The sequence below is a fragment of the Idiomarina aminovorans genome, assembly GCF_023155095.1.
Classification (GTDB): Bacteria; Pseudomonadota; Gammaproteobacteria; order Enterobacterales; family Alteromonadaceae; genus Idiomarina; species Idiomarina aminovorans.
In genome coordinates this window covers 135,062-155,952 of sequence record NZ_JAKNDA010000001.1, presented here as the reverse complement: position 1 = coordinate 155,952, position 20,891 = coordinate 135,062, and the positions used below count along the sequence as shown (strand labels likewise).

15 protein-coding genes are annotated in these 20,891 nt (G+C 46.4%); 7 read left to right on the top strand and 8 right to left on the bottom strand.

Annotated features, from left to right (window positions below):
• Nucleotides 1-16: 16 nt before the first annotated feature.
• Nucleotides 17-2,221 (bottom strand): TonB-dependent receptor domain-containing protein, encoded by a 2,205-nt coding sequence (locus L8G48_RS00800; RefSeq protein WP_248262720.1) that lies wholly within the window; start codon nucleotides 2,219-2,221, stop codon nucleotides 17-19.
• 162 nt (nucleotides 2,222-2,383) lie between these two features.
• On the opposite strand from L8G48_RS00800, the gene L8G48_RS00795 reads away from it, so the two are divergent.
• A complete protein-coding gene (locus L8G48_RS00795) occupies nucleotides 2,384-4,030 on the top strand; it encodes a M28 family metallopeptidase (protein ID WP_248262719.1) in 1,647 nt (548 codons plus the stop codon).
• Between the two features lie 127 nt (nucleotides 4,031-4,157).
• Nucleotides 4,158-5,861, top strand: a complete 1,704-nt coding sequence (gene olsF / locus L8G48_RS00790) for a bifunctional ornithine lipid synthase OlsF (protein ID WP_248262718.1) — start codon at nucleotides 4,158-4,160, stop codon at nucleotides 5,859-5,861.
• Here olsF and L8G48_RS00785 read toward each other — a convergent pair.
• Together L8G48_RS00785 and L8G48_RS00780 are read right to left on the bottom strand one after the other, a co-directional pair.
• Nucleotides 5,843-6,574, bottom strand: a complete 732-nt coding sequence (locus L8G48_RS00785) for a UDP-2,3-diacylglucosamine diphosphatase (RefSeq protein ID WP_248262717.1) — start codon at nucleotides 6,572-6,574, stop codon at nucleotides 5,843-5,845. The two genes, olsF and L8G48_RS00785, sit on opposite strands and share 19 nt — an antisense overlap.
• Complete coding sequence (locus L8G48_RS00780; protein ID WP_248262716.1) at nucleotides 6,549-7,046, bottom strand: peptidylprolyl isomerase; 498 nt, start codon at nucleotides 7,044-7,046, stop codon at nucleotides 6,549-6,551. The genes L8G48_RS00785 and L8G48_RS00780 overlap by 26 nt, the downstream gene beginning before the upstream one ends.
• Before the next feature lie 120 nt (nucleotides 7,047-7,166).
• On the opposite strand from L8G48_RS00780, the gene cysS reads away from it, so the two are divergent.
• Together cysS and L8G48_RS00770 are read left to right on the top strand one after the other, a co-directional pair.
• Complete coding sequence (gene cysS, locus L8G48_RS00775; protein ID WP_248262715.1) at nucleotides 7,167-8,546, top strand: cysteine--tRNA ligase; 1,380 nt, start codon at nucleotides 7,167-7,169, stop codon at nucleotides 8,544-8,546.
• Nucleotides 8,547-8,574: 28 nt separating this feature from the next.
• On the top strand, nucleotides 8,575-10,119 hold the full coding sequence (locus L8G48_RS00770; protein WP_248262714.1) for a M17 family metallopeptidase: 1,545 nt from the start codon (nucleotides 8,575-8,577) through the stop codon (nucleotides 10,117-10,119).
• Between the two features lie 73 nt (nucleotides 10,120-10,192).
• Here L8G48_RS00770 and L8G48_RS00765 read toward each other — a convergent pair whose 3' ends face one another.
• Entirely contained in the window at nucleotides 10,193-10,792 is a 600-nt protein-coding gene (locus L8G48_RS00765; protein WP_248262713.1) for a Yip1 family protein, read from the bottom strand.
• 195 nt (nucleotides 10,793-10,987) lie between these two features.
• On the opposite strand from L8G48_RS00765, the gene miaE reads away from it, so the two are divergent.
• Nucleotides 10,988-11,770 (top strand): tRNA isopentenyl-2-thiomethyl-A-37 hydroxylase MiaE, encoded by a 783-nt coding sequence (miaE, locus tag L8G48_RS00760; RefSeq protein WP_248262712.1) that lies wholly within the window; start codon nucleotides 10,988-10,990, stop codon nucleotides 11,768-11,770.
• A 26-nt stretch (nucleotides 11,771-11,796) separates the two neighbouring features.
• On the opposite strand, the gene L8G48_RS00755 is transcribed toward miaE, so the two are convergent.
• From L8G48_RS00755 to L8G48_RS00745, 3 genes are all read right to left on the bottom strand, one after another.
• Nucleotides 11,797-13,080, bottom strand: a complete 1,284-nt coding sequence (locus tag L8G48_RS00755; RefSeq protein WP_248262711.1) for a dicarboxylate/amino acid:cation symporter — start codon at nucleotides 13,078-13,080, stop codon at nucleotides 11,797-11,799.
• Between the two features lie 96 nt (nucleotides 13,081-13,176).
• A complete protein-coding gene (sohB, locus tag L8G48_RS00750) occupies nucleotides 13,177-14,175 on the bottom strand; it encodes a protease SohB (RefSeq protein WP_248262710.1) in 999 nt (332 codons plus the stop codon).
• Nucleotides 14,176-14,248: 73 nt separating this feature from the next.
• Nucleotides 14,249-16,645, bottom strand: coding sequence for a VolA/Pla-1 family phospholipase (locus L8G48_RS00745; RefSeq protein WP_248262709.1), 2,397 nt, complete (start codon nucleotides 16,643-16,645; stop codon nucleotides 14,249-14,251).
• Nucleotides 16,646-16,831: 186 nt separating this feature from the next.
• Between L8G48_RS00745 and L8G48_RS00740 the strand changes: the two genes are divergently transcribed.
• Both L8G48_RS00740 and L8G48_RS00735 read left to right on the top strand, forming a co-directional pair.
• Nucleotides 16,832-17,584 (top strand): YciK family oxidoreductase, encoded by a 753-nt coding sequence (locus L8G48_RS00740; RefSeq protein ID WP_248262708.1) that lies wholly within the window; start codon nucleotides 16,832-16,834, stop codon nucleotides 17,582-17,584.
• A gap of 81 nt (nucleotides 17,585-17,665) precedes the next feature.
• Complete coding sequence (locus L8G48_RS00735; protein WP_248262707.1) at nucleotides 17,666-18,736, top strand: WD40/YVTN/BNR-like repeat-containing protein; 1,071 nt, start codon at nucleotides 17,666-17,668, stop codon at nucleotides 18,734-18,736.
• 14 nt (nucleotides 18,737-18,750) lie between these two features.
• On the opposite strand, the gene L8G48_RS00730 is transcribed toward L8G48_RS00735, so the two are convergent.
• Nucleotides 18,751-20,868: an aminotransferase class V-fold PLP-dependent enzyme gene (locus L8G48_RS00730; protein WP_248262706.1), complete on the bottom strand. Its 2,118-nt coding sequence runs from the start codon at nucleotides 20,866-20,868 to the stop codon at nucleotides 18,751-18,753.
• Nucleotides 20,869-20,891: the final 23 nt, after the last annotated feature.

The window sequence follows — 20,891 nt, the reverse complement described above, 5'->3', positions numbered from 1 at the left end:
TGGCAAAGCCGTTCAATTAAAAGCTAATAGAAACGCCAGCCTGAAAACGTCGACCGGTTACCGGAGCATCGTCTTTCAGGAACGAGCTATGCACAAAACCCAACTGATTCGTTAAGTTTTCCCCTTTCAAATAAAGGGTCGCGCCATAGTTTGCCAGCCAATCCGGGTACAGATTAATACGCGCATTCAGCAGACCATAAGCATCCGTTGTTGTTTCATTCTGAGCAACTTTATCTTGCTCAAGGTAGCGGGTGTAACCAACAGAGCCATCCCAGCTAACGGCCTGGTAACGCACTTCTGTACCTACACGCTGAGCGGGAATTCTCGGCAAGTCATCACCGTCACGCTGCTTTGCACGAGTGTAGTCACTAAAGCCATGTAAAGACCACTGATCAGTTAACTGCCAATCCAGCTCCAGTTCATACCCATAAAGCTCAGCATCAACCTGGCTAAACTGGACAACTTGCAATCCTTCACCGTGCCCATGTTCATGTTCATGTCCATGTTCACCAGCGTGCTCATCATGCTCACCCTCATGCTCCCCAGCGTGTTCATCATGACCTTCATCACCATGAATTTGTTCGCTGTTCAGACCAATAAAATCATCGAAAATGAAGTCATCAACGCGATTGTAGAACAAATTCACATTAGCGTGAAAACTGTCATTCTCATAATGGAAGCCAGCATCTATGTTATTTGAGGTTTCTGTTTCAACAGAGGTATCACTCGGTTCAATGTGATATTCGCCACTCTCTTCCTCATGCAGCTCATAAGCAAGTCCCAACTCATAGGTACGGGTCGCAAAGTGATTACCGTTAGCAAAGACTTCATTACCAGTTGGTGCTCTCTCCGCATGGCTTACATTAAACGAAACTGACGTATGATCACTGAAGTGATAAAGATAGCCGGCAGAAGCGGAAGTCGCATCATAAGTATCCTTACCAAGCTCATCAGCAGAAAGCGAGGTCCGCTCATGGCGAACACCTAAATCAACGTGATGTGCGCCAAATTCCTGCTCCACTACCCAGAACAGGCCTTGTGTGCGACGCGAAGTATTCGGCGTAAAGGCTTCCTCTCCAAAAGCGGCCTTATCACTGATATCCCACTGCCAGCCAACAGCGCCTTCCCAGCCGGCAATTGTTTCATGTCGAGCAATCAAACGAATCTCTTTTTGCTCATTTTCAAATTGAGTGGAAACGAAGTTTTCTTCAATTTCCTGATGTTGGTAGTCAGTCAATGCGGCACGGAAATCTAATCGGCTAAAGCCACTGAACGGGCTGCGCCATTGGCCTGCAAATTGTATTCGCTCTTGCTCAAGATCGGCATAAGGGCCTGATTCCTCGACATGACCATGCTCGTCATCATGACCATGCCCTTCTTCGGCATGATCATGACCTTCTTCATGACCATGCTCTTCTTCGTGACCATGCTCGTGACCCGGAATTCCATATTCCTGGTAAAGCGCCTGATAAGAAACACCAAAAAATCCGTCATCGAATTGATAACTGGTGCCGACGGTTCCGCCTTCAGCATCAACGAAGGTATTTTCAACGTGATCAACGAGTTCACCTTCATCGTTGACAAAAGAAGGTGTTTCATAGTCATCCGCGCGGCGAATAAAAGCATCTGTATACAGAGCCCAACGTCCGTTACCAAGCTGTAAATCGTATGACCCTTCTTTATTGTCGTTGTTGGACGACGCTGACACGTTTGCATTACCCTTTAACCCATAAACGGGTTCAGCCGGAATACGATCATCAACAACATTAACCACACCACCAATTGCTCCACTGCCATAAAGCAGTGTTGCAGGGCCTCGCAGCACTTCAATTTGCTGTGCGGTGCTGGTTTCCGTCGTTACCGCATGATCAGGACTACCACGTGATACATCACCGGTATCAAGACCGTTCTGAGTAATTTTAACCCGAGGACCACCAAGACCGCGAATAATCGGGCTACCCGCTACGTTAGCAAAGTGCGTATTATTAATTCCCGGCTCAAGCGCCAAGGTTTCACCCAAACTGTGAGCATGCAGCTGTTTCAGCGCATCTCCTGAAATAATATTAACCGGCTGAGCTGACTCAAGTGCGGTCTTATCCAGTGGGCTTGCATTGATAACAATGACTTCATATTCATTAATGTGTTCATGGTCTTCTTGCTGCTGCGCTTGCGCAACAGTACTGGTCGCTAATAAAGCAAGGGTTAACGCATTCAGTTTCATAGACTGCTCCGGTAAAGCTATGTTGACAATGTAATAATATAACATTACAAAATATTGATACGTTTTGCAACACTCTTTGAGCTATCTGCTCTGGTTGTCTTTTGCCTGCTGCGATACACTAACTCAGCTATTATGATAAAAAATAACCCCAAAGGACATGATATGAAGCCATCCCATATTCTTCTGCCGGTCACGCTAAGTCTGCTCGTAGCAGCTTGCGGAGCGCCGGAAACAAAATCGCAGCCTGTTACTGTCAGTGCTGATGAATCCAATTTACGGGCTCACTTAGAGTTTCTTGCAGACGATGACCTTAAAGGTCGTGAAACCGGAAGTGACGAGCACGAAGTTGCCTCTAACTATATTGTTTCTGAATTTAAACAGTTAGGGCTTGAACCTGCAGGTGACGATGACACTTTTTATCAGCGCGTTCCTTTTCGTAAAAGTACACTGAAAGAAAATAGTGCCAGTATGAGTTTTAAAAGTAATGGTGAAACTCTTGAATTTGAATTCCCTAAGCAATTCATTACCGGCCCGAGTCACTACAGTGAAAAAGATGAAATTACAGCGCCGTTAGTCTTTGTCGGATACGGTATGGAAGCTCCCGAATTCGGTTTAAATGACTACCAAGACCTTAACGTTGAAGGCAAAATTGTTGTCATGCTCACCGGTCGCCCCGGCTTTTTACCCAGCGAAGAAGGTGCTCATTTAGCTAATATTAAGAGCGATATCGCCCGTGAAAAAGGTGCCGTTGGTATTATTACCCTGCACACGCCAGTGCGCGAAAAGACACGCAAATATGAAACCAGCGTATATTACACCAAAACGCCGCGTATGACCTGGCTGGGTCCAAATGGATTACCAAAAGGCGAAGAGCAGCAACTAATGGGCTCAGCCTACCTTGATGACGAGCCGGCTAAACAGCTCTTTGCTGATGCCCCGACCAGTCTGAATACCATCTTCGAAAAAATTGAAGAAGACCCGGACTTTTCTCCGAAAGGTTTTGAGCTCGACGGTTCGGTAACTCTGGCCCGTGAGTCTCGCCATGAAGAAATCAGCAGCCCTAACGTTGCAGCTGTATTGCCGGGCTCGCACGATACCTTAAAAGACGAATACGTTGTCTACACCGCGCATTCCGATCATATCGGCGTTGTCAAAGATATGAGCCGCGACGACAATATCAATAATGGTGCTATGGACAATGCCAGCGGCGTGTCAGTTATGTTAGAAACCGCTCGTTTATTTGTTGAGTCAGGCCAGGAGTTTGACCGCTCAATTATGTTCTTGTCAGTCACCGCGGAAGAGAAAGGCTTATTAGGTGCAGACTACTTCGCCAATAACCCAACAGTTCCTTTGAACAATATTGTCGCAAACGTCAACCTGGACATGCCGGTGCTACTTTATGATTTTGCCGATGTCATTGCCTTTGGCGCTTCACACTCAACTCTGGGTGAAACAGTGAGTAAAGCCGCAAAACAGTTTGATACCGAGCAAAGCCCGGATCCCATGCCGGAGCAGGCTATTTTTACCCGCTCAGATCACTATACTCTGGTTAAAAAAGGTATTCCTGCCGTATTTCTGATGACCGGTTTTAACTCGCGCACCGAAGGTGAAGATGGCGGTGAAGTCTGGGGTGAATTCTTTGCTGAGCATTACCACAAACCCAGCGACGAAATAAGCCTGGGTATTAACTACGAAGCCGGAGCGCGCTTTACCAACATTAACTTTGCTATTGGTAAAGAGATAGCTAACGCGGACCAACGTCCACAATGGTTGGAAAACTCGTTCTTCGGTAAACAGTTTAACGATTAAACTGACAGAAAAATAACGATTAAAAACTAAGGGACCGCAAGGTCCCTTTTTTATTTCTTAACGTCATTAAACTGTCATTAACCCGACCTACACTTTTGATATCGATAACGACACTGCCGGAGCATTTATGTTATCTGTCGACAAAGTTGTTAATGACAAGCTTCCCCGAATTAAAGGAAAACCCTGGCTGGAGAAGCCAACGGCCTGGGTTTTACGTAGCCTTTTGCATGAACAAGACCTTCAGATATTTGGAGAAAGCGCGCCGTCGTTAGAAGGCATTGACTTTGTTGAACATGCTCTGGATTACTTCAATTTCACTTATACCTACGCTTCACAAGAGCTGGATAATATTCCGGTCAGCGGACGTTTAGTCATTATTGCTAACCACCCGATAGGTTCTCTTGATGGCCTGGCACTACTAAAACTTGTGAATGAAATACGAAGCGATGTGAAAATTGTCGCAAATGAATGGTTGTCTGAACTCAAGCCACTTCATTCACTGCTGCTGCCAGTCAACGTTTTTGGCGGAAAACCCAGCCGCAAAGACATCCGCAATATACACAGCCATTTGCATGACGAAGGTTGCGTTATACTCTTTCCGGCCGGTGAAGTTTCCCGCTTACGCCCTAATGGCGTGCGTGATACCCACTGGCAAAATGGTTTTTTAAAAATCGCTAAAGTCACTCATAGCGACGTGCTGCCAATAAGGCTTGAGGCCCATAATTCAGCCTGGTTTTACACCGCTTCAATGGTCTACAAACCCTTAGCCACAATGCTCCTTATTAAAGAAATGTTTCGCCAACAACGAAAACACGTTAAATGCCATATCGGTCAAAGAATACCGGTTGAAGCGTTTTTAAAGCAAGGTTTCGGAATTAACCAACAAGTGAAGCTCTTTAAAAAGCACTTGTATCGGGTAGGAACTCAAAAGAAAAATATTTTTCCGGTTCAAACCGCTATTGCCCGGCCGGAGCCGCGTCAACCCCTGAAAGCCGCGATTGAATCCTGTGAGTTACTGGGTGATACGCCCTGCGGCAAAAAGATTTACCGGTATGAATTTAATGGCAGCTCTCCTATTCTCCGGGAAATTGGCAGGCTAAGAGAAATTGCATTTCGTATGGTCGGCGAAGGAACCTGGCGCAAGCGCGATCTCGACGCATACGACACCTGGTATATGCACCTGATACTCTGGGATCCTGATGATCTTGAAATTGCCGGCGCTTATCGCTTAGGTGACTGTAAAAAGATCATTGAATCTCATGGGCAAAGCGGGCTTTATAGTGATGACTTCTACCAGTTTACCGATACGATGAAAGCGATGTTTCCACAAAGCCTTGAGCTGGGCCGCTCGTTTGTACAGCCAAAATACTGGGGAAAACGAAGCCTTGACTATCTGTGGGTTGGCATTGGAGCGCTGTTGCGTAAACACCCTGATTATCGCTACCTGTTTGGCTCTGTTAGTATCAGTAACGCTTTACCTAAAGACGCTCAAGCCGCTTTAGTGAAATTTTATAGTGCCCACTTTCCGCCTCAGACCCCGATGGCCACAGCCAATATTCCTTACCGTTTAAACAGCCATTCAACCGTACCTGATTTTAGCGGAGGAAATTATGGTGATGAGTTTGCTCTGCTAAAAGGTTATATGGCCAATATTGGTTCTGCCGTTCCCACACTTTATAAACAATACTCCGAATTATGTGAGCCAGGCGGTGTTCAATTTTTAGAGTTTGGTGTTGACCCGGACTTTAATCATTCAATAGATGGGCTGGTTTTAGTGGACACCATGAAGTTAAGCGCTAAAAAACGTAAACGCTATCTGGAGATGAGGTAAGTACTGGCCTGTTGATACCAGTCACCTAAAACAATGCGCTTAGCCGATGAACCGTCAGCAAGGTTGAAACAATGCACCGCCGGCCGGTGAGTGTGCCCATGAATTAACTGATTAACATCATGCTTTTGCATCACTCTTAAAACTTCGCTGTGCTGAGCGTCCATTTTGTAAAGCTGCTCTGGCGTTAATTCAGGTTTTTGACTGCTGGACTTTTGTCGTAACCGACTGGCAATACGCATTCGCCACGGTAAAGGTAAATTGCGCATAAAACCTTTAACCAACGGATTTTGAATAAATGAACGATAGCGCAGGTAGCCTTTATCTAAGGTACACAAGGTATCGCCATGCATCAGAAGTACGCGCTCACCATACAAGTTAATGACCGTTTCATCGGGGAGAATTGTTAATCCGACTTCACTGGCAAAACGTTCACCCACCATAAAGTCGCGGTTACCCGCCATAAAATACAGTCGTACACCATTGTCGCTCAGTTGCTTGAGCTGCTCTTTGATTTGTGCAGAAAATTCACTATTGTCATCGTCCCCAAGCCAGGCATCAAACAAATCACCCAGAATATAAAGCGCATCAAGCCACTGATGTTGCTGACAAAAATCACTAAAGGCAGCCAGAATATCTGGCCGCCCGGGGCTTAAGTGTAAATCAGCAATAAAGCCGGTGGTCATAAAGTCAGTCGTTAACCGATACGCTTTCAATAACCACGTCTTCCACCGGTACGTCCTGATGAAAGCCTGCTGTGCCTGTTTTTACGTCCTTCATGGCATTCACCACGTCCATACCGTCAACGACTTCAGCAAATACGCAGTAACCATAACCGTTAGGTGTTTCATTCTGAAAGTTTAAAAAGGCATTGTCATTCACATTGATAAAAAACTGCGACGATGCTGAGTGGGGATCCGGCGTGCGTGCCATAGCCACGGAACCCAGCACATTAGGCTTGGCGGTCGGTGCTTCGTTTTCAATATTATCGCGCGTTTCTTTTTGCTTCATACCGGGTTCAAAACCACCACCCTGCACCATGAAGTTACTGATAATACGGTGGAAAATCGTACCGTCATAAAAGCCCTCACGAGCATACTGTAAAAAGTTTTCTACCGTCTTAGGTGCGGTTTCGTTGTGCATTTCTAAAGTAATATCACCATAATTGGTGTGTAAAACGACTTGCATGGAATGTACCTGTTTCATTGACTAAACCAGCTGATAGTGTACCAGAGCAGCGTCATCGGTGGTATCATAAGCCCCCAGTTTTCATCGCTAACCGTCAGATAAGTAAGAGAACCAAACATTATGGCATTAACCGTATTTAATACCCTGACCCGTAAAAAGCAGTCATTCGAGCCTATTAAACCCGGCCACGTGGGTATTTATGTGTGCGGTGTTACCACCTACGACTATTGCCATATTGGTCATGCCAGAACCTATGTGGCGTTTGATATTGTTGTGCGCTATTTACGAAAACTGGGTTATGACGTTAAATACGTGCGTAATATTACTGACCTGGACGACAAAATTATTAAACGCGCAGCTGAAAACGGCGAAGACTTTCATGAGGTCACCGAGCGCTTTATTGATGAGATGCACAAGGATTTTGACGCCTTAAACCTCATTCGTCCCGATATCGAACCCCGTGTCACCACCCATATGGATGAAATTATCCAGATGATTCAACGACTCATCGACAAAGACAACGCCTACGAGGCTGGTAATGGTGACGTTCTGTTCAATGTTTCCACATTCAACGACTATGGCAAACTTAGCGGTCAGGATTTAGAGCAGTTACAGGCTGGTGCCCGGGTTGACGTTGATTCAGCCAAACAAGACCCGCTCGACTTCGTCCTGTGGAAAGCGGCAAAAGCCGGTGAGCCAAGCTGGTCATCACCCTGGGGCGAAGGACGGCCCGGCTGGCACATTGAATGTTCAGCTATGAACAAAAAGCACTTGGGCACTACCTTTGACATTCATGGCGGCGGCGCTGATCTGTCCTTCCCGCATCATGAAAATGAAATTGCGCAAAGCTGCTGCGCCAATCATTCTGAGTATGTTAAGTACTGGATGCACAGTGGTATGGTGCAGGTGGATAATGAAAAAATGTCTAAGTCACTGGGCAACTTTTTTACCATTCGTAGCGTACTGGAACAGTACGATGCTGAAACCGTTCGATACTTCTTATTGTCGAGCCATTATCGCTCGCAACTGAACTATACTCAGGAAAATCTTGATCAAGCGCATTCAGCGCTGGAACGTTTATACACAGCACTGCGTGATATTGCTCCGCAAGCTGCGAGTAACGAGTTGCGCAGTAAATACTGGCAGAGCTTTCAGCAGGCTATGGATGATGACCTGAACGCACCGGAAGCCATGAGTGTGCTTTTTGAAGTTGCCCGTGAAATTAACCGCAACCGCGAAATTGAGCCGACTATTGCTGCTCAGCTGGCACATATTCTCATTGAGCTCGCTGGTGTTATGGGACTACTGCAACAGTCCCCGGAAGAGTTTTTACAAGGTGACGAAGATGATGTCGCCAAAATTGAAGCGTTAATCGCTAAGCGAAATCAGGCCCGGGCAGATAAAGACTGGGGTGCTGCAGACGAAGCCCGTGATGAATTAACCAATATGGGCATAGTCTTAGAAGACGGTGCACAAGGCACCCGCTGGCGTCGCGCTTAACCGACAACTGATTAAGAGGTTTATTTTTATGGCATTTGCACAACTGCAAATTGTCAGCTCACTGGCTGACGCATATTCGAAAGATGGTACTGACGCACTTATCTTAATTGGAAACTTTGACTCTGTTGACGATTCAGCTTTGGCTGAAACCATTCAGCAGGCACAAACCACAGACCAGCGAGTTGGTAAGCAACCTTTATTATTGCAAGCTAACGGCGTACCCGGTCAACGTTTAATCGCAGCACCAACCGGTCCGTTAAACCGGGACTTTGACGATGTCCGTCAGGTTTTTGATGCAGCACATGCCGCGGCAAAAGTCGCGCAAGATGCCGGTGCCCGCCACCCGGTTATTGCACTTAACAACATAGATATTAACGGTGAACGCTATCAGCAAGCTTTTTTAGCGGCTTATCTGGGTTTTTCTCAGGCGCTTTATCAGCCACTGGAAGCTCGCGAGGCTCATGGCGAAGAAGCCATTGAGCCCACTCAAAGCGTTATTCTGGTCGGTGAGCTCGATGCTGACTGGGCAATGGCAGTCGAAGCCGGCAAACGTGTTGCGCGTGACCTTGCAGGCACAGAGCCTGAGCGCATGGCGCCACCACGTTTTGCCGAATATTGCCGCCATGCTTTCGCACACACTTCGGTTAAAGTTACCGTTATAGATGATTACCAACAACTACAGCACGAATATCCATTACTGGCTGCTGTTGGTCGTTCATCAATGGCCGTGGAACGCCACCGCCCATGCGTTATCCGTCTCGAGTACCATGGCAGCAAACCCGAGCGTACCGTCATGTTTGCCGGTAAAGGCATTGTCTATGATACCGGTGGCGCTGACCTGAAAGTTGGCGGTCATATGGCCGGTATGAGCCGCGACAAAGGTGGTGCCGCAGGCGTCGCTGGTTTCATGAAAACCGTAGCGGAATTACAACCTGAACACCTTAACGTGATAGCGGAGATTGGTGCAGTACGTAACAGCATTGGTTCCGATGCCTTTGTCGCCGATGAAATCATTACTGGTCATAGTGGTAAGCGTGTACGCATTGGTAATACCGACGCCGAAGGCCGCCTTGTTATGGCTGACTTGCTGTCACATTTGCGTGAAGAAGCGGCAAAAGGTGATGGTGAACACGAGCTTTATACCGTAGCCACTCTGACAGGCCATGCGGCGTTATCAAAAGGGCCTTATAGCGCACTGGTACCGAATGGTCATGCGCGTCGCCAAAACCTCGCTCAGGACTTATTTGACGCTGGTGAGGCTTATGGTGACCCAACCGAAATTTCCTGGTCGCGTCGTGAAGACTTTGATTTTGTGAAAGGCCGTACCTTGTGTGATGATTTACTCTCATCTAACAATGGTCCTTCAGCAGCCACCCCTCGTGGACACCAATTCCCTATGGCATTTTTAAGCGGCGTTTCCGGGCTCGACAACCACGGCATCGACAGCGAGCATCCTATCAGCTACATCCACATTGATATAGCCGGCAGCGGTGTTGAAGGTGGTGACTGGCAACATGGAAAACCGACAGCTGCACCGGTTACCTGTTTAGCCGGACATTACCTGAAAAAATAACGGTATTAAATGCCATAAAAAAGGCCCAGTTCCGGTTCAATGGAATTGGGCCTTTTTCTATTCAACGTCTTATTTAGGACATGAAGTCTGGTCCGAAACCATTAGTCCACAAGATTGCTGTCGTAGCCATCAATACCACCATGGCAATAAGACCTGCGGTCACCACCGAACTGGCGTAAAGAAAGCCGCGCTCTTCAGGAATGTGCATAATAACCGGCAGGCCTGAGTAAAGCAGGTAAACGGAATAAGCCACACCGCCAAGAAAGACAACAGTTGTAAACCAGAGCTCAGGATACAGCGAGGCAATTCCCGACATAATGACCGGAGTTGCAGCATAAGCGGCTAATTCAAGAGACTTGGTATAACTTGGATCAGCACCAAAAGTTTTTGCCATCCAATAAATTAAGTAGGCCAGCGCAAAAGTTGCACCCAATATACCGATGTACATTGCAACGCCCATCATGACAGCGCTGTTTTGCGTCAAGTAAATAGATTCACGAGTTCCAATGCTCCAGCCTATATGAGCGGAGCCATAATAGGCGGCCAAACACGGTAAAATTGCAACTAACAGAATGTGAGAGCACGAATAAAGAAAACTCTCCCGCTTACTGTCTATTGACTTCCATTCTTGAACCGGATGAGCGTATAAGCCCCAAATATGATTCAGTATCATAATTTCACTTCCCCATAGCACGCGGTCATACCGCGAAATTCTTAAATACGTTATAATTTCAATATGGGTTCTGCTGAAAAATTCACCCCATGTGTCTAATATTCAGCACCACCTCTTTTCTGTCAAGGCCTTTTGTTATAGAAAAATGCCGAACTTGTTAATTTATTTTGCACTTTTAAGTCAAAAAGGATGGTTGTGAATCATAACGTTGTCGAACCCTATTTAAACCTACTGGACCCTATACACAATTTTTTGCTTTGCAGAACTCCGCAAAAGTGGGTGCAACAAGCTTCTCTGGCAGAAAACTTACCCGTAATATTACTTGATCACTTGCATTGCGAGCTTAAAGCCGCTCAAAGTGCTGCTCTGTTGCTGCGTCGTTACGCTGTGAATGAAGGCCACGGTCAGGCCTTACTGGATGCTTTGCAACCTTATGAAGATCTGGTCTACCGCGGGCTGGGAAACTTTGATCAACTCAAGCAGAGCAAACAACTTTCACACGCCTTGCAAGCTGCGGAGTCACAACCTTACGCCGACGAAATTATTGATAAAATGTCCCGTTTAATTCGGGAGGAGCTACATCACTTTCAGCAAGTTCTGGAAATTATGCAGCGCCGCAATATTCCCTTATATAAACTCAGCGCCTCTCGCTATGCCGCACAACTTATCCGCCACGTGCGTACTTACGAGCCACAGGCTCTAATCGACAAACTGATTATAGGGGCACTTATTGAAGCACGCTCGTGTGAACGCTTTGCTGCACTGGCACCGCACCTGGACGATGACATTGCCCGGTTTTATGTCTCGCTTCTGCGTTCAGAAGCCCGGCATTACCAGGATTATCTTGAATTAGCCCAAAAGCTGAGTGGGACAGATATTACGGAAAGGGTGAATGAATTCAGAACCTGGGAGGCGGAATTAATTAGCGCAGAAGATAACAAATTACGCTTTCATTCAGGAGTACCGGCGCACACCTAGGTGTGCACCGGTTTTTTACAGACTGACTAGAGCTCTTCCAGCTTCTTGCCCGCGTCTTTGTCGTAGTATACGTCTTCATCAAAATCGTTTTCTGAGCGTGCAACCACAGAGCTAACCATTGCATCACCAGTGACATTCACTGCGGTTCGGGTCATATCCAGCAACCGATCCACACCAATAATCAGGCCAATACCTTCGACCGGAAGACCGACTTGTTGCAGAACCATGGCTAACATAATAAGGCCAACGCCGGGAACACCCGCGGTACCAACAGAAGCCAGGGTTGCCGTCATAATCACCATCAAGTACTCGGCTATGCCTAAATCCAGTCCATAGACCTGCGCAATAAAGACTGTCGCAACTCCCTGCATAATAGCCGTACCATCCATATTGATAGTAGCGCCTAAAGGCACGGTGAAAGACCCAACACTGTTGCTACCCCCTAAACGACGAGTAACGGTTTCCAGAGTGATTGGCATCGTCGCATTACTGCTGGCCGTGCTGAAACCAAACAATTGCGCATCTCGCATTTTACGCAGGAAAATACCGGGCTTAACTCGAGCCAGAACACGCATAAACAACGGATAAACAATTAAGCCATGGGCGAGCAATACAAACAGAACCAACAGGAAGTATTTCGCGAGGCTGCCTATCATTTCCACGCCAATTTCAGTGAATAACTTAGCCATTAGCGCAAACACACCATAAGGTGCGAGGTTCATTAAAATAACCACCAGCTTCATAATGACCGCGTTTAAGTCATCGAAAAAACCTTTCAAACGCTCGCCCGGTTTGCCGACTAACGCCATGGAAATACCGAACAACAGTGCAAAAATAATAATTTGCAACATGTTGCCTTCAGCCATAGCGTTGATGGGATTATCGGGGAATAGATTAATAATAACTTCACTCACCGATGGCGCTTCATTGGGTTCAAAGGTAGCGTCTGAGGTTCGTTCTATACCCGAGCCAGGCTGAACCAGAACAGCAGCGAAGATAGCAAAGCTAATGGCAATAGCCGTGGTTACCATATACATGCCAACCGCTTTTCCACCTAGACGCCCAAGCTTACTGGGATCACTTAACGAGCAAGTGCCGACTACCAGTGACACGAACACTAAAGGGACAACCAGCATTTTCAGTGAGGTAATGAATATTTGACCCACTACATCAAAAAGCCCATTGGTTAAATACAGGGAAACCCAGGCATTATCACCGGCTGCGTAACGAATAATGGTACCGAGAATGATCCCAGCAACCATGCCAATAACAATACGGCTGGTCAGGCTGAGTTTTTTCTTTTCGCTCATAAGCGTCCTTTATTATTCATTTTAAAAAACTGCAACAGCCTAGCAGAAAGCTTTTGAATAAGCAGCTATAAAACTGCCAGCCAAGCTGAACACCTTTTATTGTGCGACATCCGACCGGGTTAAAGATGATTTCAACGTATGAATAATAACCGACATACCTTTAGCAAAGCGTTCACTTAAGGGTTTACGGGTAACGTACTGCAACTGTAATACCTCAAAATCTTTATGCTGTTTCATTAACCAGGCATCGCTGGTGATAATCTCATCTATTAGCCCGAGTTCTTTCGCTTCCTGACCTGACCAAACCTCACCCGTTGCAACCTTGTCGATATCGAGCTCAGAACGGTTTTCCTGCACAAAGGATTTAAACTGGCGATGAATGGCTTCTAAATCCTGCTTAAACTTACGACGCCCTTCGTCAGTATTTTCACCAAATAGGGTCAACGTACGTTTGTATTCGCCTGCGGTTAACTGTTCAAAATCGACATTATGCTTTTTCAAAAGACGGTGAAAGTTGGGTATTTGTGCCACCACACCAATTGAACCCACAAACGCAAATGGCGCGGCAAGCAGTTTATGACCCACACAAGCCATCATGTAACCGCCGCTCGCAGCGACCTTATCAATAGCAATGTTAACGGTTAACTTATGTTCTTTGAGCCGTAATAGCTGAGCGGCTGCCAGGCCATAACCATTAACAACCCCACCGCCACTTTCCAGGCGAATCAGTACTTCGTCTTTTTCAGTGGCTAGGTTAAGAATAGCGTTAACTTCATGCCGTAAGCTATCGACTTCTTTTGCATCCATACTGCCTTTAAAATCAATAACGAACAGGCGGTTTTCTTTATTTTCAGTGGCTTTCTTTTTCTTAAGCGCTTTCAATGCCTTTTTTTGAGCTTTTTTATCCATCAACTCAATTTTTAATTGCTCACTGAGCTCATTCAACTCTTTAGATAAATGCGTAACCTGTAAGTCACCTTTGCTCTTCTTCTGTTTTTGCGCCGCTTGCGCAACCAGACCCACAATAAAACCAACCGCTACAACAATAATAGCGGCTTTTAATAAAAAGCTTCCAATATCAGTAACAAATTCCATACCACTCCCCTGAAACGAAAAAGGCCAGCATAACTGCCGGCCTTTGAATACTAAGTGTCCAGTAACCTGAAGGTTATTCTACCACTTCTTCGTTGGTTACTGGTAATTGCAACATATCGGCTGCGAACCAAAATGCGATTTGTTGCTGCATTTCAGCGGTAACTGCCGCAGATGGTTCTGAACTAACTAGTGAACCGTGCTCTGCGTCACCGCCAAAGCGTACAATACCTGATACCGGACTACCATCTTGTGATGTCGTTGTCGTTGAAATACCCTCTAAACCAAGCAGCGCTGCAAGAGGTTCAGTACCCGCTAAAGGCTTGTCTTCTACTGCGTTTGGAATGACAGTGTCACCAATTGACTCAATCATAAATACAGGCGTTTCTGCAGCAACCATGTCGCTCGCATAGTTTACAGGGTCACCCGAATCAACGACAGTTTGTGCGGCAAACGCAAACTGTTCTAATATCGCATTAATTTGCGCAACTTGCTGTTCTGAGGCTTGTGCCATGAATCCTGCATAAAACTCTTCAAGGCTGGCACCGCCCGCTATCGCTTCGCCAGCACCTGCTTTAAATTCCGGGTTAGCCGAATACAGCAATGTTGCCTTAATTGTAGGACCAAAGCTGTCTGACGCGAGCAAGAAGTTTGCAAGGCTACCACCCGGCATAGCCAAACTTGAAGCTTTTACGGAGAACTGACTGTCAAAAGCAGCTAATTGGCTATCTTCACCGAACGACGTATTCGCTAAAGCGGTAAAACCAGTCCCTGCAATTGCGCCTAGTGAATGACCAACAAAATGAACATCACTTCCATCGAGTTCAGAACCGTCACCTGCGACAAAGTTATTCAAGCTTACACGTAACCCTACTAAATCAGCAATCGATTGACGCAGATTGTCGCGTGTAGTGAGTAAGCTATTCAGATTCATATACGTTGTAACGTTTTCAGTGCCGGTAGCGGTAATATCAAGTTCGCCATCGTTATCAACATCAAAGCCTCTATCCCCGTGCAATGGGTGATCAATAGCCACTGTCGCAAAACCGGCAACAGCTAACGAGCCTGCAATAGCCGCTGCATTAGATTTATCCTGAGCGATACCGTGTTGGAAAATCACTACCGGCCAACCGTTAGCCGGAGCCGTCAGTGGATCAAGCTCCATTGAAGCCCTTACCCCATTTGCCGTTGCCAAATCAGGAATTGTAATGAAAGCATTAATAGTTTCATCATCTTGAGACGCAGGCACAGGGTTATATTTCGTCAAGTGGCGCTCTTCATCAACACCAGGCAGATCGATTCCATCTGGCTGAGAAATACAGGTTCCAACTAAAGACTTAATAATTGCAGCTTTGTCTGCTTCTATTGCATCTTGCGTTATCCCCAGAGTGCCATCGGGAATAGCGCCACTTTCAATACCTCCCACAATAGAAATGGGACTGTCACATTTTGCCATCCAACGACCTGTTACTGGTGCAGTTGGATTCTCAGCGCTGGGTAACGGTGAGTAATAGGGTAAATCAACTTGACCACCGTAAACCTTAGCTGCGCTTGCAGCAGCCAAAGTATTAGGGTCAGTAATACCCGCTTTACTCAAGTCTTCATCTAAGGTCTTACCTAAAGATGTGGCCTGCAGTTGTGGCGTGTTTCCGAACGCGATCTGCTGACCCAACAAGGTCTTAGTCATACCCAGAACATCGCCCACCGACTGTGTGGTAAAGTTCGAGCTGTAAATGACACCCTCGGGGTCAACCCCATGCTGTGCCAATGCACCTTCATAACTGTTAACCAAGCCCTGCAGGGCTAAAGCACTCTCATCGCCTGAAACCGGGTTTTCTTCAACGTTACGTTTCATCAGAGTGTAGGTTTGTGATGGCTTAACATCACGACCCAAAGAGTCTTGAATGTTATTAGTTAATACAACCAGATAACCCGTTTTAGGCTTAAAAGGACGTAATGGCACAACGGCAACACTGCCATCCCCAGTTTCTTTAACCGTAAAGTCTGCACCGTGCTGAAGCTCACCGGCTATAGCGCAAACCGCAGCTGGGTTGGCGGCAGCACAATCAGGCGAGATCTCATTGCCACCCTGAAGGGTTTCAAATACCCTTATTGACCCCTGAGCCTCCAGACTAGCTGCTTCTATAGTGACTTGTTCACCGTTTTCATCAACCGGCAATGAGAAATCAAACGTTAACGTTGAATGTGTTCCCCAGCCATCAAGTCCATTAATAGACACTTGTGGGTCTGCAATATCAGATGCATCTTCAACCGGCAGATTCAACGTGCCATCGACTGAACCGCTTAACAGTATGTTAGTCGGTGCTGGCACTTCACCATTTGACGGGTCAAAAACCACGCGCGACGCGGCAACATTTATTTCACTTTCTGTAATAGGCGCTTCGTCACCGCTACCGCAGCCTGCCAGGCTGAGCGCAGAACCAATCGCTAGTGGGAGTAGTAATTTCTTCATGAGGTATCCCCGATCCTTTTTTAGGTTTTGTTATTCTATGCCTTCTCTTAACGATTTTTATACACCTGTATGAATTAAGATGAAAGGCTTTTTACCGATTTTTCGTTCGTTTGCTGAGAAGTTATTCTATTATCGTTACAATAGCCCACTCACCCGACCACAGTCCAATGGTATTAAAAAACTGTTATGAAAATTAAAACCGTACACAATTATAAGGCTAGTCCTGACCTACTGAAAAACAAAGTTATTTTAGTTACTGGCGCCGGCGACGGCATTGGTCGCGAGGCCGCTCTTAGCTTCTCTAAACACGGCGCAACGGTCATTTTACTGGGGCGCACAGTCAGTAAGTTAGAGTCCGTTTATGATGAAATAATAGCTCAGGAAAGCCCACAACCAGCAATTATTCCATTGGACCTAAAAGGTGCAACCGAAAATCACTACCGCGATATGGCCGCCACTATCGATAATCAATTCGGTCGACTGGATGGCGTACTTCACAATGCCGGGCTGCTCGGTATTCTTTCCCCGTTTACCCATATTGAAAAAGACAGCTGGGATGATGTTATGCAGGTTAATGTCACCGGTCAGTTTGCTATGACAAAGGCACTTATTCCGATCATGGAAAAGTCCCCCAATGCTTCTTTAGTATTTACGTCCTCCGGTGTTGGTCGCAAAGGTAAAGCTTTCTGGGGCACTTATTCTATCAGTAAATTTGCAACTGAAGGCATGGCTCAGGTTATTGCTGATGAATACGACGAGACAAAGCTGCGTACAAACGTCATTAACCCGGGTGCCACTCGCACTTCTATGCGCTCAAAGGCTTATCCGGCGGAAGACGCTAAGTCATTAAAAACGCCGGCAGAGCTGATGCCTACATACCTGTATTTGATGAGCGACGACAGCATTTCTGACAATGGACTGTGTTTTGATGCACAGTGAACTAAGCGCCTCGAACTCACGTATCGGTAAAAAAGAAACATGTTACACTCAATGATATGCACAATTAATTAGGCGACATCTATGATTTCGAAGCTTCAGCAGCGAGCCGTCAATATACTCAGGCTTGCTTTGCCCTTCAGCGCATTATTAAGTCTTCCGGCGGTAGCTCAGCCGCCGGAAATAGAAGTATTTGATAATGTTCGCCAGCAGCATTGGGTGGGCGTTAGTCCGGTAAGCCGGGACACTATCTGGATTTCCGGTGAGAAAGGAACCGTAGCCAGAACCACAGATTCAGGAAAAAGCTGGGAATATTTTCAGCCCGGACCGGATGATCTCGATTTTCGCGATATAGAAGCGATTGATGACCGTCGTGCTTTTGCACTTAGTGTCGGTAGTGGCGGTCAATCACGTATCTATTATACCGATAATGGCGGTAACAGCTGGCGCTTACGTTATCGCGGCGAGTCCGACAGTTTTTTCAATTGCATGGCGCTTTCCCCTGGCGGTGAAGCCTGGATTTACGGCGATAGCGTGGGTGATGAATGGCGCATGGTTCGTGCCGCCGATGGTCGTAACTGGATGCAGGTTCGTAGTGCCGTTGCCAAACCACCTCTGTCAAATGAGGGCGGCTTTGCCGCAAGTGGCAGCTGCGCCCGTTTTAATAACGATAGCTGGATGATAGCCACCGGTAACGCAGACAAAGCACGAGTGTTAATTAAAGGCTCTTTCGGTATTCGTTTCCGGGTTGTAGAAACGCCAATGCAGGCAGGCCCAATGGCTGGCATTACCAGTGTATGGCCAATTGATGATGAGACCTTTTATATTGCCGGCGGTGACTTAAACGATGCTTCTGATGATAAAAATCGTCTGTGGCATTACCAAAACGATGAATTCAAAGCCCTGCCTAAGCCCCCTGTAAAAGGAGCTCTATACAGTTTAAGCCTTGTTGACCACAATGGTTCCTGGTTACTGACTTCAAATCCGCAAGGTGCGGCAGTATTAAACTTAAACAACAACGAATGGTTCAAGCTCTCTGATGCTGATATCTGGAATATTCAGTGCCATGACGATATCAGCTGCTGGTTAGTCGGCAAAGACGGTTATGTTAGTCGTTTACAATGGCAGACACCGCAACAACGCCCCAAACTCTAGTTTGATACTCGTTATTAGGCGGCTGGCGAGCCGAGTAAAGCCAGTCCGCCAAGCAAGTGACGACTATTAAATCCGTGTCGCTTCAGTACATTAGCCACAATCTGACTTCTGTTACCAGAACGACATAAACAAATAATATCGCGCTCACGCAAATGTGCATTGTTATGTATAAATTGAATAACTTCAGTCAGAGGTACATTGATGACTTCTGCACAACAGGGTAAATCTGACAGTACATGCTCTTGTCTTTCCCGAACGTCAATAATTAATAGATCATCGCGATGCCAAAATTCATCGGTATCCCCGACCGGAATATCAACGACATCATCAATAGGAAAGTCTCCGCTTAACTCACAGGGGGTATAAGCAATATGATGTTCAGCGTCCCGCCCCGGGCAAAGAAGCGTATGTTCACCAATAAAGCACTGGTAAGCTGAAGGGGAAGCTTCTGCACCGGTAAATAAAAAGTCAGAATGAACCTGGCTCTTTAATGCCGCTGGCTCACTCAACACATAAACCGGATTTCGGGTGCCAACTCTGAATAGCCGACGCTCTCCAATACTGACACAACCGTTGACATCGCCCTCACACTCAACCGGAACAGCATCACACGAGGTGGCTTCTGCTTCCGGCCAACCGAATATATCCTGCTCATTTTTTGACTGTGATGGCATAAGTATTGGCGATAGCAACTCAATAGACTGGCTTATCACCGGAGTAACCGCTGTCGCAACCACAGCTTTCACCCGGTAGTGCTGGCAACTCACAATATTCTCAATTCTTCCAGCCAGAGCTGGATGCGGATCAATGATGAGTATTTCTTTAGCTTTTCGGTCTATCACCAGATAACAACAGTGATCGTCGTATTTGAGTTGAACAACGCCATCAAGTTGAGCGTCATTGTCGTTGTTGGTATCGGCAACAATCAGGCAGGAGTTTTTTAATGCATCAGCGGCTTTCTTTATACGTATACAGGCCTCACTAATTTCTTCTTGTTGAGTCGCCGGACCAAAAGATAAACGTATGGCTGAACCGCTGCGCCACTCGTCTAAACCCATGGCATCCAATACAAAACTTCTGGTTACCTTAGAGCTACAAGCTGACCCCGAACTAACCCTTATCTGGCACGCGTCTAAAACATCCATAATATCGCGCGAGGCAACGCCTTCTACAGAAAAATTAAGAGTCGTAGGAACAGAGTGATTGAGATCATGATTAAAGACTATAGACGGAAAGGCAGAGCTCAACGCTTCAACTAACTGCGAACGATAACTCATCAACGTGGCTTCGCTCTTAAAGCGCTGACTTTCTTTATTCAGCATTAACTCAAATAACGCATTTAACGCTGCAATTCCGGGTAAGTTTTCGGTTCCGGAACGTTGGCCAGACTCCTGACCACCGCCAATGATTAAAGGCGTATAAGGCGCTGAACTGCGCACAGCCATAAACCCGATACCTTTGGGTCCATAAAGTTTATGGCCGCTAAATGGCGCATAATCAATGGTTGTTTCATCTAAGTTAAGTGCTTTCTTCCCCAGCACCTGCACGCAATCAACCATCCAGGGAACATGAGGATTATGCTCACGAATCACACCTTCCAACTGAGTCAGGTTTTGTATAACACCGGTTTCATTATTAACTGCCATGGTGCATATCATCGCCGCGTCTTTTGCATGTTCGGCAATAAACTGCGTGTCCAGCAAACCATTATTATCAACAGGAATTGGTAAAAGTTGAGCCTTTAAACCAAGAAGGCGGTTCCAGTGCTCCAGAGCTTGTGGAACCGCTTTATGTTCGGTTGCGCCATAAAGCAAATACTTTTTCCTTTCACTTGGCTCTACCTGCATTGCTGCATATATTGCCGAAACAACAGCCGTTTGTATGCCTTCTGTCGCGCCACTGGTAAAAATGAGGCGACCAGATTCTGAGCCGATTACTTTGCGGGCGAGTTGCCGGGTTGTATCCAGAATATACCGCGCTTTTAAGCCGGTAATATGACTACTTGAAGGGTTGCCAAAAACCGTTTCCATTGCATGAGAAACGGCTTTAACAATTTCGGGAAGTACCGGAGTGGTGGCATTGCAGTCCAGATAAAGCTCGTTTGCATTTGTCTGAATATTTATTGGTTTCATGCCACCCTCTAAATTAACAAAAA